Source organism: Desulfobacula sp., from assembly GCF_014237455.1.
Classification (GTDB): Bacteria; Desulfobacterota; Desulfobacteria; order Desulfobacterales; family Desulfobacteraceae; genus Desulfobacula.
This window is the reverse complement of record NZ_JABZFL010000076.1, coordinates 39,635-55,424: the sequence shown is the minus strand read 5'-3', so window position 1 is coordinate 55,424 and position 15,790 is coordinate 39,635. Positions and strand designations below refer to the sequence as shown.

Genomic DNA, 15,790 nt, shown 5'->3' with positions numbered 1-15,790 from the left:
CTAAAGAAATCGAGTTGCATAAAGACATTTTAATGGGAACAAATTATGAAATCAGGTTACCAATTGACATTGATAAAGAATATTTTCCTGACTTAAAAAGACGCATGGATATTCCAGGGGGACAGAGTGAGATAGGTAAATTAAGTATTGAAAACCTTTTAAATTTCCAGGAGATAGATCTTTCAAAAAAACCTTTAGCATCTATTCAAGAAGAGGCGGACGGACACATCATCACATCCATTATTAAAAAGTTCGATTTAATCGGGGGAGAAAGCGAAGAAACTTTATGGAATCGTTTTAATGATAATTCCCTTAAAAACTGTAAAGAGCTGATAATGGAGAAAAATACATTTATTTGCGTCAACTTCGAAAACATCGTGGAACAAATTAATGAAAGTCAGCTTTTTAGGTTCATAGGCCGCTGGGAATTGAATTATCCTGGTGGATATTTAATTTTATTTAATATTAAAACAGACCTTTTGTTTAGGCTCCTTGAAGTTAATAAACTATATTTAGGGCACAACGTATCCCTGCCCTATTGGAATATGGACACCGCAACATTGGTTTACAGCTATGAGGAAACTTTAAATGGGAAACTCTATTTAGCGGATGCCTTAGGCGGAGAAACAAGAAGTGATTATTTGTATATTAATAAGCTAATAGCAAATAATAATTATAATGCGCTTAGTTTAAGTCCGTTTGATAATTGGGAAAAAGAAAAGATAAATGCTTCCAAAGGAGACGTTTATCTAAATAGAATCAATCTTTTCTTTGAAGCAACCACCTTATTCCCTTTTGATTTATTAATAAAAGATAAAACAGGGCTTACGCTTTTTGAACACAACTCAACTACACTTTTAAAAAACGAATTAAAACAGATCAGATAATATGGATGAGATAAAAGAAAAAATACAAAAAATACAAGGGTTTAAAATTTTAAAATCTCATTTTCGCCTGGGGTCAAAGATTCATATTTCCGATTTCTATTATGCCAAACGCTTTTTTCAAAACAGCTTTTTTTCAAGCAGGTTTGCATTTATTATCACAAAAAACATTATAGACAATCATGAAAGCATACTCATTGAGAATGAAGGTCTAACTCTGATTGGATACGGGCTTTATTCAGAATTATTAGTCAGCATGGTCAAGAACTATCTAAAAAAATATTTTAAGAACTCTGAAAACATTAAGTTAAAGCTAAACCATGATCTGTTTAGTGATTCTGAAGATCTGAATCTAATAAAGGGCTATGATGATATGTATGATAATATTAGTATCATAGTTCCCATTGCCAGCACATTTTCAACTTCAATGAAAATTGAAGAAAAATTACGGACAACGTATGGTAAAAAAAATATTTTGTCCCCTCATTTGAATGTCTTGCTTATCTCTGATGGTGAAATAAACAGGACACTTCCGAACGATACCGAAAAAAAATTTGGTTGGAAAGAGATCAACCAAAGCCAAAAGACAGTAACCGTTTCCAATTCATTTGGAGAACAAGAAAAGAAAGAAACCCAAAAATTTTTTTTAAGCCTCCCCTCAAAATGGTATGTTATTGAAGGGTGTGAAATTTGTTTTCCGGACATATCCTCAAAAACAAATGATTGTATTAAAAACAATTGCGATGATTGCCATGATCGCAAGAAGCCTGGATGCCCATTGTCTGAAAAGGTATTGCAGATGACTGATAAGACTTCTGTAACACCCTCCATTATATTCAGCTATCCTAAGTGTCGAATAATTACGCAAAAAGAAAAGGAAACTTTATTTTCTATCAATAATAACACCCTAAAGTATGGTCATGTTAAGCGGGGGAACAACCATTACCATTTCTATTTACATATTGAAAAATTATTTCAAGACAATAAGGACTCCATAGAAAAGTGGCTTCAAAATTCGGTTAAAAAAGATTTGGCCACAAACATTCAATATAGTGCAGCAGATAAAGTTCTCATCATTGCTCCGGAACATTTTAGCAACACTGATTTTATCAACACTGTTAATGAAGAACTGTTCAGTAATTCTGCAAATATCTTACATTATAACGCTGCAAATGACCACATCGCAAACTTTCAATCTTTTTTTGGCAGCGAAATCAATCAGGCAGAAAAAATTTTTTTTGTTGATGACACAATCACAACCGGTTCCACTTTCTTCAAAACCAATTATTTCATAAAGCACACCCGTGGCAGTATTGACGGTAAAGATCCCCATGGTTTTGATGCCTGCATATTTTTATTGAACCGCTCCGATTCTTTTACCCAAAAAAACATATTACGCAAACTAAACAACGATAGTGAAAGGGTTTATTCTTATGCGAATATTCATTTACCTCCGTTAAAAGGAGCGAATTCTGATTGTAAACTATGCATAGACCGAAAACGAGCTGAGTCCTTAATCGATGATTCTTTTTTAGATCGATTGAAAATGCATTTTTATAACAGGATAAAGCGGCTAACCGTTAGAGAAATCAGATCTTTTTCAGATGAAAGTAACCAAAGCAATTTTGGTTATAACATTTTAAAAAGGCAAATAGAGGATCTTCTTAAAACAGACAAATTGACTTATGAACAATTAACTTTGAGAATGGAAAACATACATGAAAAAAATTCTATCCAACCTTTTGAAAATAAAAACAAAAATTTGATAAAAATAGAAGCCATTCATCGTATATTTGAATACTTCTCATCTAAAGACAGAAGCGCTTTTTTCTCCAATGAAACAACTGACTTTATAAGTTGGCAAAAGGATTTAAGAAGCTGTGAAAAATCTCCATTTGAGCGTAATTATTTGTTGAATACAACACCGAAAGACTTGTTACCCTTAACGCCTGATTCTGCCATACTGTTAAAAGTACTAACATTCCCGCCATTAAATGCATATAAGCCCATTAGAGAAAAAAGTTTTGAATGGATAATCGAGTTATTCAATCGACAGATAGAAGTGCTCAAAGAGCAAATCGATAATAAAGAATACAACTATAAAGCCATCAGGGATTTTAAATTTCTGATCAGAAGAGCTGGCCTGATGAATGCCAACTTCTTAATCTCAAAAAGATTTTTAGATTTTTTAAAAATTTTATACACTTCCGAATACTTTGAAAAACTATTGGAAGAATTTCAAGGTATAATAAAACAGGCCGTTAAAGAAATAAATCAACTCGAACAGTCCCAGAAAGATATTTTGTCCCTTCGTACTTATGACATAGACCTACACCAACAGGTTAAAATAATTAGCCAAGGTTTTTCAGTAATCGATAACATTGACGATTTCAATGTATACGTCGGGGCCCAAATAAAGGAATTATTATATCTGAACGCCTCCCGCAGCATCATACTCGAAAAACGTATTATTAAAACACTTTCCGGGGATACCGTGTCGACAGGTGATATACACCCTCCTCCAACCTTCAGTCAACTTTTTAGAATATTACGTGAGGAAAATGTAACTTTAATAAAGCTGTTTTGGGACTATTTCAAAAAGAAATTCAGTCCTGTCACCACTAAAATAACTCACTGGAATTCTGATTTTATCCAGAAGCGGGTCACATATTTAGCAAGATCAAACCATTATCGTTACAAATCACTGAATGACTTTTTTACAGCAGCACAAGAAGACAAACCAGAAAAAAACTTAAGTTTTCAGAAATATCTAACCATCAAAGCTTTCATAGAAAACCAGGAGGATTTTGATAATTCTTTACGGGAAAAAACGCATTTTATCTGTGAGCAACTTAAGGATATTATTTTTGGTGATGGGCGTGATATTGACTGTGGTGGTATTTTTTTACTGGTAAAATATAAATCCGGTGTAACTCATATTAACAGAAAAAATCTGTTTCTAGCCTATAATTCAGGTGTTTCTGAGTCTGAAATAGAATCATATTGGGATGCACACCAAGGCAATTACATTCTTAATTTTGTTGAAGGCAAAAATAAAAAACACAACAAATTGTCTATCACAATTGATGAATTGAAAAAAAATGAGCATGGAACGTGGGACAGCGTATATTCAGACTTGTCAAAACCTGCCGAAATAAAGTTTTTATCTGATTTACCGGGAATTGAACATCTTCTGCTGTTGAGATTTTCTATATTATCTTTAGACAAAAAAAATGATGTTAAAGATGACCCACAAGGTATCATTGTGTTTTATTCAAAAGAGTCCATCTTCCCGATAAAGAAGACAAGATACCTTTTGCTTTTAAGAGATTCCATAAGTCATTTCATTCAAACCCATCATAATAATGATGAGTTCAGAGATTGGAAAGAAGCCTACGAAGATTTGAGATTGGTTAATTTAGCCGGACACAGCCGTGAAATGCTAATGGATGTAGCCAAACAGAAAGTTCGTTACAAAAGCATCGTTTTAAATATGGAGCACTTGCAAACCATTATGAAGCTCAACACGGTTCGTGAGAATTTACGCGATGATTTTAATAGCTATGAAAATTTTAAGAAATTTTACCAGTTTAACGGTCTTGAAATTATTGATAGTGCCTATTTTGAGAGTTTAAAGGACATGGCCTGCGATATTTATAGTTATAATGAAATTGAAAATACAATCCCATGCGATATAAGCCTGATCGAACCTACTGAAAATATAGAATATCATTTCTCGAAACAGATCATTGACATAATCTGTTTCGAATTATTTGTAAATGCAAAAAAAAATAGATGGCATTTCTCAGCCGGTGAAGAAAAAATGCTTTTTGGATATAAAATTAATAAAGTTTGGATAACGCATTCTATTTCAGAGGATAAATTGATTATCAAGATTGAGAATACCGGTCCCGAGGTGGGAGCTGATACGATTTCAGAATTAAAAGAATCCCCAAACATTAAAGGCAAAAATAAAATTTCAGGGATTGCATTAATAAAGGCACTGCTTAAAAATTTTAAACTTGGGGAAATAGATTTTTCAGAAGAACCGATATACAACAAATTATATAAATTCATTGTAACTCTTTCATTGAAAATGGATTATCATGGGTGAAGCAAAAATATTGTTAATTGAAAATCAAGAATCTCAATTCAAAAAAATAAAAGAGCGGTTTTCAGAACAAGAATTCATTATATTTCCGCCAAATGATGGAGAGAACCATCTGGAATTCACGGAAAAAATAAGAATCGTGCTAAACAGCCGGTATGGCACAAGAAGCGAATCCAAAAGAAAAAATGCCATTAACCAAACCGTAAAGTACGTAAAAGAAAACAAAATAGATGTTTTAATCATTGATCACAAATTGATAGGATTTCACAAAGCACCAACCGGTATAGACTTGGCAAAAATTTTTTTTGACAATAATATCCGTCTGCCCGTGATTTTCCTAAGCAGGACGCCGGAAAATGATAAAGACGTAAAAAGGAATCTAAAAAAAATTGAAGGGAAGGTGGATTATACCTGGGTAGAAAAAGGTTATGCCGGAGAAGCTTTATCCAATGATGCCTATTTTGAAAATTATGTGACTGTGTGTATAAAGAACAAGCTTAAAGATGAAACGTTTAACATTTATCTGGATAAGATAAATTCCATTTTAGAATACCGGGGACAATTCAAATCCGATGGAACATTTGAAGACCTGAAAAAGATTTTCGAGCAGATAAAAGACAAAGGAAAAATTACAGAAATACAAAAAGATGCCATTGATAACTTTTTGGACCGGCAAGTTAACGTGACCAGCCGCAGTCTTTTAGTTTCAGCTTTGTCTAAAACATCACAGGATTGAACGCATTCGCTTTTATCATTCAGGAGGAAATATGGGAAAATATAAGCGTTTTGATGTTGTACTTTATCATGTAGACTCTGGGCTGGTTGGTATTCTTATTGGTTCACTTTTCAGTATTACCATCTCCCTTCATACAAATCTTGACAAAGTGTTTTTGAATTCTATTTTTTTATTCCTTGCCGCCATTGTAAGTTTAGTTTTTTACATGAATGTACGCAATAAAATATCAATGCTCGCAGCAGGTGGTAAAGAATCAGATATAGATAAGGCATTTACTACGGCTTTAAATGACAACGATGAAGAATCCAACAAATTGAATTACAGAAAGCAATTATACATTCCACTAATTGTTTCATTTTTGTCCATCATTTTTGGCGTTTATTTATTAAGCGCCGAAAAAAAGGCCGCTATGAACGCTGAAAAGCAGTTCAACTCAAAATTTGATAGCATATTAGGGCAAATTACGACAACAAATCAGGATCAAGAATCGATTAAATCAAAAATAGAGCTCATTGAGAACGGGCATGAAAAGATATTAAAAAAAATAAATTCAACTTCAGCAATTATGGTTCGCAAAACAGATGAAAACAAACGGCTCTTGTTAAAGCTGGAACAATCAATTCTAAAACAGCAAAATGATTTCAAACAAATTATGAGTGGATTATAACATGCAATGTACGAAAAATTGAGCTCATCGCAATGATTTTAGGCTTGTAGCTCGGGGGTCAAGTCTCTATTTGACTCTTGTTGACAAGATCGGGGGATACCGTACTTAACTCTAACAATTCAAATGCACCGGGCGAGCCGGTGATTTAGGTTGTTCTCGTGCGGCTAAACGCCACCATGAATGCTACGAGAGGCTCAATTGATTGATAACATGTTACCTCATCAACATCGTCTCAACAATAAACATATGATTTTGAACTGGAACGTCTTAAATTATTTAAATTATGGCGATACTCTAGAAAATTTTGAAATCCTTTCACATTTAAATGGTAGTTCCGTAAGTAAAAAATTATTAATTAACAAACTAACAGATAATGGAATTAAAAACCCCTTCCTATTCGAAATCATTAAATCTTATTGTGGCAGGCAAATGAACAAAATAGAATCAACGGATTTTATAAAAAGCATCCAAAACAGTAAAGAGTTTAAAAAATATTTCTCATTAATGGGGTGTCGGGGTTTCTCATTCAAGTCATACGAATCAATCAAAATATATTGTCCTCCTTTAAAGAAAGATGTGAATTATTCTATTGCATTGATGCCAAATGGCAATCTTTTTTATCCTCCAAGAATTAGACGCAAATTGTGTCGGTTTTCATACAATCACTACAAAAAAGGTGGTTATTCTTCGATATGTTTTTCACTTTGCAAAATTATTAATAAGGACTGTTTTGTCGTAGTAATGCAATCTGACTATGTGAGGAAGAATTCTTCATATATTAAAGACCATTTCAGAGGTTGGCGAAAGATCTTGTTGATGGTTATTGCTTATAAATTAAGGAATATATGTGAAAATATTTTTATCCCAAGTGCTGAAGATATCTTTAAAGGATGCCATCCAGATTTTTCGAAGTCAGATTGCACTCCGACTCAATGGTTTCAGATATATGATCGTACAGCGATGGATTTTGGGGCTTCTGAAGTTCACTTGCAAAACCCGGTCAACATTCAAATGTACGATGGGAATAAACCAGTGTGGGTTGAAAATTGTTTTAAGATAAAAATCAACAATTCAATTTAGGAAAGGAGTATCAAATGAGAGGTCTTGATTTAAATGAAGCTCTTTGTGAATTGCTGGGAGGATTCTTTATTCTTTTAAGTATTATTCCTATTTTGGATATCAACGGTACGATAGCTGTTAAAGACACCTTTATCTTTTTATCCAAGAATCTGTCTCTTTCACTAATTGGAGCTGTGATTATTCTATCTTACCTCTTAGGCTTAATAATGGACGTAATAGGGCTTGGTTTGGGTGAACTTTTCGTAGATGATTTTCTGTGTAAAGATTGTCCATCTTTTGAAGAAACAGAATCTTTTTGGAGGAATGTTCCAGAACATGTACTGAAATATCGTGATAAACAATGGGCTTACTATTCCGCATATCGAAATTTAGCTATTTTAATTATTCCGTGTAGTTTTTTATGGGGTATAGTCTTTTTTGAGAAATTATGTTGGCAATGGGTTATAATTTTGGTTTTTTTATTTCTTATTTATTGGGCATTAAAACGAACCTCTTCAGTACTGCTGAAAATATATTACAATATTACAAAAGTGTTTAATGAAAAAAACTCTATTTCAAGTGAGGATTGCAACTGTAAAATACCGTCGAAAAATGAAAAAAGGGGATGAAGGGGTGTTACTGTTGTTCAGAAATGGAAAACTCGCTTGAGAACTGCCGTTACTGTCGCTTGATCGCTTGTCGGATCAAGGAGACTGAATATATTGAAAAAATGCCCCGAAAATTGTCTTAGGTTAATGTTTTCGACCCCAAAAACAGCATTTTAAGAATTTTATATGGATTACAACAATCCAAATGAACACGGATACAAATTCCGCTACGCTCCATTTGTACCGGTTATTTGGAACGTTCTCCTAATATTTTAAGAAGAGGTTTTAAGGAACCATATAATGAATATTAAATACTCTAATTGGCAAAGAATTGATCTGCATATTCATACTGACTGGAGTAAAAAGACCAAAAATAACGATTATACAGGTACTTTTTCAGTCAAAACCTTACATGAAAAATTAAAAGAGGAAGAGGTTCAGATTTTTTCGTTAACTGATCATAATATTATCAACCTGCCAGCATACAAAGAATATTATGAAAATTATAATTCCGAAAATGATCCTCTTTTATTATTAGGGATAGAATTAGATATTGAAAGAAACTACAAAACATATCACTCGCTTCTTATCTTTAATTATAGCGACTATGAGAATGCAAAGGATATTAACAAACGCCTTGAAGACTCCTATAAAGAAAAAAAATTGGGGATAAAATCAAGAAAGCTAAATATAGATGAAATTATAAATATTTTTCCTGAGGATGATTTCTTTTTTATTCCCCATGCAGGAAATACAGCAAGTATCGTAAAGGGATACAAAGGGGAAATCGAAGAAGCTCAGAAAATGCTCATTCTTTTACAAAGCCCTCTTGAAAAAGTTAAAGAAAAAAAAAGACAAATCTATAATGATAATTTTGATAAAATTTTGCATGAAGCTTTCAGGGAAAAAGATGACTATGCTTACATTGAGTTTTCTGACAACCACAATATTGAGAGATACCCTTGCGCGCATAAAGGTGACAAAGGTGACCATGATTTCTATTACATAAAAGGAAGTAAGAACTATGAAACTCTTCGACTGGCATTTATTGATCCTAAATCAAGGATTAAGTCTACTTCCAATTTCAAAATCATTAACCAAATCAATAATTGTATAGAGACATTAGAGATCAATTCAAGCACAAATATTGCTGACTCATCCCTCGATTTTAGCCCCCATTTAAATGTGATTGTTGGTGGCCGTTCTAGTGGGAAAAGTCTGCTATTAGATATATTAAATAGAAGTATTGATACTTTAAAAAAAAATGATAGGTATGATTCTATTGTAGAAGATTTGAAAATAGGAATTAAATCAAAATACGATGAAAACAGTAGAGCTAAGACCTCAATAGACACATCAATTGTTCAGATCAATCAGGGAGATATAGTAAATTATTTTGAAAACAATAAACTTGAAGATTTAGCAAAAAAAACAGGAAAGATTGATCAGTACAATGACACAAGGACGCAGTTTCTAAACAAAAAAAGTGACTTGGAGAAAAAAATTGAAGTTCTGCACAGAGCCTATAAAGACCTTTTTGACTCAGGAATAACAGAAAAAACAATTCTGCATGATCACACCCTTAAAAAGTTTTTGAGTGGTGAATTTCTGATAAAAGCAGATATCCCAACTATCAAAAAATCACACAACACATTAGAAGATCTCTCTGAAAATGAAGAATTATTAGCTAATTTGATTGAAGGCGTTGCGGGTTTAACTAAGTCAGAATATTTTTCGATAAACGAAGAAGAATTAATAATAATTAAAGCATTTGAAAATTTAATTCAGGAAAAGAAAGAAGAGATAGACAATGCAATATCAATGAGAAACAGTATTGATGATTTTTTAGACAAAGTTGATAAAAATATCCAGGCAGCTAATTCTGCATTAAATACTGAGGGACAAGAAAAAGCCAAGGCTCAAGAATCAATAAAAAAGATGGTTGATGATATCGGAGGATATTTTAAAACTTTGGTTAAATTGAAAAATGATTCCAACGCTATAGAGGAATATAATTGCACACATAAAGAAACGATTGATTTGAATTCAGAGAGCAAACTATGTTTAGAAATTCAAAACGAAGAAAAAATCAGCGGTCTTATTATGGACGGAATAAAAAATGTAGATAAGACAAGTTTATATCTATGTCTATTAAAACTCCTGAATAGTGAGAGTTCTATAAAAAATTTCGGAAACAATGAACCTGAAAGTTTAAAAAAGAAAATAAGAACTCAGCTCACAACTCTATTAAATTGTTTTGACCACCCGGATGATTATCTCGAATACAAAGATGGATCAAACTCGAAAAATAATAGCCCAGGTTATAACTCAGAGAAGTATCTTCAAGTTATTCTCAATAACCCCTCTTCAAGTTTAATCTTGATTGATCAACCTGAAGACAATTTAGGCAATAAGTTTATTTCTGAGCAATTAGTAGACCTTATCAGGGATTTGAAATTTAAAAAGCAATTATTTCTTGTTACCCATAATCCGGCAATTGTTGTTTATGGAGACGCTGAATCAATTATCCTAGCCAAAAACGACGATAACAAAATATCATATTCTCAAATCAAATTAGAAAATGAAGCTTCTCAAAAGGATATTTGTAGCATTTTGGATGGTGGCGAATATATTTTTGATAACAGATCCAAGAAATATAATATTCAAAAGTTATTGAATAAAGGATTATAAAATGAATACGTTAGCGGTAGAAATGAACATTGATGAAGAAAATCATTATTTGAAATTAAATTTTGAAGGCAATGACGAAATTAAAATCGGAACGTCAGGAGATGTTGATCTTTCAGAATATATAAAAAAATTAACTCATCTAATCGATAACAAGAAAAAAATAATTCTGGATAAACCAGAATTTGAAAATCCAAAATTACAACTGATACAAAAAACAATAGATGAGATTACAAATTCATTTAACGAAAGTATAGAAGGTGAAAAAGATTCTTCTGATGATACAAATGAGTCGGAAAATAAATGATTCTCAAGGATCTCATGTTTCATTCCAAGAATAAAAATGGTGCGAGTAAAAACAAACGGATTATAGAGTTCAGTATAATCAAGGGCTATGAGTATGGAAAACAGTGAAATTAATGAAAATTTTTGGTTTGACTCAAATTGCAAAAGCGATATATCTCAGTTAAAAACGTGCTTGAGTTCATTCATTCAAAATTTTGATAAAGCTTCTAAACTCACGGAATATCCGATTTTTTTGGATACGAATGTATTATTGTTATTCTACAAAGTATCCAATAAGGTTAAAAACAATTTTTTTACTTTTTTAAAAGAAAATATAGATAATATTTATATAACTGAACACATCAAAAATGAGTTCTTAAAGTCACGATTAAAAGTGATAAATGAAGACTATTTAAAGGTAGTGAGTGATGTCCCGAAAGAATTAAAAAAACAATCCAATAAAATTACAAATTTCATTAATACCAATAAATCTATCTTAGAAGATTACGACGAAATTTATTTAGAACTGAAAGAAATAGAAAGTGACTTAGAAAAAACACAGGATAAATTGAACATTGAAATCAATAAAAATTTAAAACAAAATAAAAATATAAAATACAATGATATCCTCCTTGAGGAATACAGCAAAATCCAAATTGTAAATAATATTACTGAAAAAGAACTTACGTTTATAAAAGAAAAATATCTTTTTTTAAAAGAAAAGGCTTCTATTGTATTTCCTGGCATGATGGATGGAAAACAAAAAAACGAGAATGAAGATGGTGATTTTATAATATTCCATGAAATGATGAAGTATGTGCTATTGACCAATTAATGAGACAAAAATTTTAAAGAAATAGGGTAACACTCCAAAGTTTAGAAATCAGTTTAGATTTCAAAGGAGATGTTCCCAAATGATCAAGCGAAACAAATCAAAAAACAGAAAAAAGAAAAGTAAAAAAACTCTTAAATCCTATACCTTTGAGTTCCGTCTCAGGGTAGTCAAATTATATCTTGAAGAAGGCTACAGCCCAGACCTGCTGAATGAAGAGCTTGGTGTTGGCAAAAGTACCGTTGGCACATGGGCAAAAAGATACCGAGAGTTTGGAGAGGATGGACTTAAGTCCAAAGTCAGGTTATCGGGGAATTCCAGAACTTCTCCCGGGATCAAAAAGGTCATTGTGGATGTAAAAAAAAGCAATCCAGGATATGGCATTCAAAGAATATCAGATATCTTAAAACGTTTTTTTCTGATCAAAACAAGTCCTAAAACCATTGGAAAAACACTAACCGCTGAAGGATTGTCCTCTAAACCCAAAAGAAAACCAAGGAAGAATCCTGCTAAGCCCAGGTTTTTTGAAAGGGCCAGGCCAAACCAGTTATGGCAAAGTGATATTATGTCTTTTCGTTTGGCAGGTAAGGCCGCTTATTTAATTGGATATATGGACGATTACTCTCGCTACATAACAAGCCTTGGGTTATATCGCAGCCAAACTGCAGTAAATGTAATAGAAACTTACAGAACTGGCGTTGCCGAATATGGAGTCCCCAAGGAAATGCTGACGGATAATGGCAGGCAATATACCAATTGGCGGGGTACTACACGGTTTGAAAAAGAACTAAAAAAGGATCGTGTAAAACATATTCGTTCCCGTCCTCACCATCCAATGACACTGGGTAAAATCGAAAGGTTCTGGAAATCTATTTTAAATGAATTTCTGCAAAAGGCTCAGTTCAATTCTTATGAAGAAGCTCGTGATCGACTATCCTTCTGGATAAAATATTATAATTACAAAAGGCCCCACCAGGGCATTGGTGGTTTGTGCCCTGGTGATCGTTTTTTTGAGATCCAGCATACCCTTAAAAAAACCTTGGAACAGGGTGTTGAAGAAAATGCATTGGAGCTGGCTTTAAGGGGTAAACCGGCAGATCCTTTTTATATGGTTGGACGTATGGGTGATCAGTCAGTGGTAATCCGGGCTGAAAAAGGTAAAGTCAGAATGCTGGTCGATGATCTGTCTGCCTCCAACGAGAAAGAACTTGTTTATGATATTAAAAAGGATATACATAATGAAAAAAATAAAGAGGCTCCGAAGGGTATTCAAACCACAGGAGAAGGTAACAGCAGTATTGTCGGTATGGACAGAATGTCGGACAGCAACACAGATATGCCGGGAAATGTCAGTGAGCTGGACGTTATTGGACAAATGGCAGAATCAGGCAATGGAAGGGATGTTAACAGCATTGAGTCCGGTCAGAGCAGAGCACAAGGCGACCTTAAGTTCTCGCCTTGTGCGGCTAATGGAGAAGAAACTCAATGGAACCGGCAACAAACTACAAAAACGCCTGAAAAAAATCCAGAACAGCAAAAAGAAAAAATCACAATAATTGAGGAAACTTTCCATGGACAAATCCGAAATGGCCATGAAACGAGTAGAACTAATTATGAAAGTGAACTGTGGCCTGATGACGGCATCCCAGGCAGCCAGAGACTTGAAGGTCTCGCGAAAGACCTATTACAAATGGGAGAAGAAGGCCCTTACAGCCTTGCTGGGCAGTGTCACAGATCGTCAGCCGGGCCGTCCAGAGATAAAGCCGCGCAAGGAGCAAGAACTCCTGGAGAAAAAATTAAAACTGGTCATGAAACAGAACGAGGTGTTGCATCGCAGAATGGCCCTGAAAGACATTTTATCAGAAATAAAACCTGGTTCCGGCGACCGGGTCAAAAAAAAATAAGGCCATCACAAAAACAATCCAGGAGGTCGGAACATTGAGAACGAAGTTTTCATTATCCATAGAATCTGTTGTGGCTTTATGCAATTTTAGTTATTCAAGTTTCATGAGATGGAAATACCGGGTTGATCATGGAGAAAATCCTGTTGTAAAACCGGGGCCTAAAAAAATTCTACCGCTTGACTTTAAAGAGTTACAAGCTGAGATCGGCTTGCTTGAACATTGCCATAAACGGACTCGTAAAACTGGAATTTTGCATTTAAAATACGGTGCATGTATCTCCCGCCGGGAGTTAAATCAATTGATACAGGAGGCAAGGCATGACGCCAACCAACAATCAATTAATAGCCGATGGCATTTAAACTGGAGACATCCGGATTTGGCATGGGCCATGGATGGTTGTGAACTCACAACTGATTTTTTTAAAATGCATGTTCAAAATATGCAGGATCTTTATTCTACTTATAAATTCAAACCGTTGATGACAATGAAAATGCCTTGTGGAAACGAAGTTGCAAACCATTTATCCTCCTGTTTTAAAGAATTTGGTCCACCATTATTTTTTAAACGCGATAATGCCGGTAACTTTAATAGCCATAAAATTGATGAGCTATTAGAGGAAGAGATGGTAATCCCGATCAATAGTCCTGGATATTATGCCCAGTACAATGGTGCAATTGAGCACGCCCAGGGTGAATTTAAAGCGTACGTTCAACATCTGAAACATAAGGCCAGTACTCCAAAAGAGGCTGTCCTTTTAGGTGAGTTAGGATCTCATGATTTGAATCACAAACCAAGACGGAACCTGAAAGGAGAAAACGCTTGTCAAAGATATTTTAACGGCAATCGTTTACGATACAACAAACGTAAAAGAAAGGAGGTTTTTGACTGGATAAAGGATCTTGCCTTTGAAATATCTTTTAAAACTGGTATGGATAAAATTGATCCTTGTGCATGGCGAATAGCCTGTCGGAAATGGATGGAGAAAAATGGTATGATTACCATCCGAAAAAATAAAAATGTGTTACCCAATTTTTCTTTGAATTTGTGTCATAATTAAGGATGCAGCACATTATCTGAACTTGAAGGAAGACCATTTAATAAAACCCAGCATCGCAAAAACCTCTCTCAAACGCTTGCAAATAGATCAATGGGCTCGATTGAATTTAAACATCAAAATATTAGTGCAGTGATGATTGATTTAGGGTTACCATATATATCCGGATATAAACCTCGAAGTAATTATCAGGGATTGCTTAAAAAAATAACCGCATCCTGTCTTGATTCGTTTCCGGAATTGATCAAAGCCATTGAAATAGATGTTAACAAAAGTGCTGACCTTCATAACATGGATGATATCCTTAGAGCACTTGTTTATCCACCAGCTTCAAAAGATTATGGAATGAGTGTCAGAGAAAATCTGGCAACTTATAATGCAAAAAAAAGTACACGACTCAAGATAAATTACCTTGAGAGAGAAGCTGCGAATATCTCCCTGGGATCAGCAGGGGAGAAGTTTGTCCTTAAATATGAAAAAACCCGATTAGAATCTATCGAAAAATTTAATTTAGCGGATCGGATAGAACAGGTGTCTGAAACCAAGGGCGATTGGGCTGGGTACGATATTCGCTCCTTTGATGATAATGAAAATGATCGCTTTATCGAAGTTAAAACTACACGGTATGGGATTGACACACCTTTTTTTGTTACAAAAAATGAATTGGGATTCTCAACGGAAAATTCTTCAAATTATAATCTTTATAGGGTCTTTGCATTTCATAAAAATCCAAAGCTGTTCATGCTACAAGGTAGTCTTGACAAATCTTGTCAGCTTGAAGCTGTTCAGTTTAGAGCTCGCATCTGATTTAACAGAATAAATTCAATCAAAACATTAAGCGCGATAAGGTGGTTCAAAAAGAATTAGCCCAAATGGGATGGCAAGTATATGTAATCCGGGAGTGTGAGACAAAGAAAATCGAGCTGTTAGAAGAAAGAATTAATCGAATATTCTCCTTGACT

At 33.8% G+C, this 15,790-nt stretch carries 12 protein-coding genes and 1 pseudogene; all 13 read left to right on the top strand.

The genetic code is table 11. From position 1 onward, the window contains the following. The coding region (locus tag HGJ91_RS11470) for a hypothetical protein (protein ID WP_291347890.1) at positions 1-887 on the top strand (887 nt) is incomplete at its 5' end. A 1-nt stretch (position 888) separates the two neighbouring features. Then, positions 889-4,998 carry a hypothetical protein gene (locus HGJ91_RS11465; protein WP_291347889.1) on the top strand — a complete coding sequence of 1,370 codons (4,110 nt, stop codon included), beginning with the start codon at positions 889-891 and terminating at the stop codon, positions 4,996-4,998. Continuing rightward, a complete protein-coding gene (locus HGJ91_RS11460; protein WP_291347888.1) occupies positions 4,991-5,731 on the top strand; it encodes a hypothetical protein in 741 nt (246 codons plus the stop codon). Before HGJ91_RS11465 ends, HGJ91_RS11460 begins: the two co-directional genes overlap by 8 nt. Before the next feature lie 31 nt (positions 5,732-5,762). Further along, positions 5,763-6,398, top strand: a complete 636-nt coding sequence (locus tag HGJ91_RS11455; RefSeq protein WP_291347887.1) for a hypothetical protein — start codon at positions 5,763-5,765, stop codon at positions 6,396-6,398. 198 nt (positions 6,399-6,596) lie between these two features. Beyond that, on the top strand, positions 6,597-7,478 hold the full coding sequence (locus tag HGJ91_RS11450) for a hypothetical protein (protein ID WP_291347886.1): 882 nt from the start codon (positions 6,597-6,599) through the stop codon (positions 7,476-7,478). Between the two features lie 14 nt (positions 7,479-7,492). Beyond that, positions 7,493-8,086: a hypothetical protein gene (locus tag HGJ91_RS11445; RefSeq protein ID WP_291347885.1), complete on the top strand. Its 594-nt coding sequence runs from the start codon at positions 7,493-7,495 to the stop codon at positions 8,084-8,086. 279 nt (positions 8,087-8,365) lie between these two features. Then, positions 8,366-10,756: a hypothetical protein gene (locus HGJ91_RS11440; protein WP_291347884.1), complete on the top strand. Its 2,391-nt coding sequence runs from the start codon at positions 8,366-8,368 to the stop codon at positions 10,754-10,756. A gap of 1 nt (position 10,757) precedes the next feature. Next, on the top strand, positions 10,758-11,060 hold the full coding sequence (locus HGJ91_RS11435; protein ID WP_291347883.1) for a hypothetical protein: 303 nt from the start codon (positions 10,758-10,760) through the stop codon (positions 11,058-11,060). A gap of 93 nt (positions 11,061-11,153) precedes the next feature. After that, positions 11,154-11,873, top strand: coding sequence for a PIN-like domain-containing protein (locus HGJ91_RS11430; protein ID WP_291347881.1), 720 nt, complete (start codon positions 11,154-11,156; stop codon positions 11,871-11,873). A gap of 79 nt (positions 11,874-11,952) precedes the next feature. Then, a pseudogene (locus HGJ91_RS16545) lies at positions 11,953-12,855 on the top strand (DDE-type integrase/transposase/recombinase); the annotation flags it as partial. Between the two features lie 586 nt (positions 12,856-13,441). Next, positions 13,442-13,774 (top strand): leucine zipper domain-containing protein, encoded by a 333-nt coding sequence (locus HGJ91_RS16540; RefSeq protein ID WP_367142601.1) that lies wholly within the window; start codon positions 13,442-13,444, stop codon positions 13,772-13,774. A 34-nt stretch (positions 13,775-13,808) separates the two neighbouring features. Then, complete coding sequence (locus HGJ91_RS11420) at positions 13,809-14,831, top strand: hypothetical protein (RefSeq protein WP_291347879.1); 1,023 nt, start codon at positions 13,809-13,811, stop codon at positions 14,829-14,831. A gap of 192 nt (positions 14,832-15,023) precedes the next feature. Further along, positions 15,024-15,635, top strand: a complete 612-nt coding sequence (locus HGJ91_RS11415) for a DUF3883 domain-containing protein (protein WP_291347878.1) — start codon at positions 15,024-15,026, stop codon at positions 15,633-15,635. Positions 15,636-15,790: the final 155 nt, after the last annotated feature.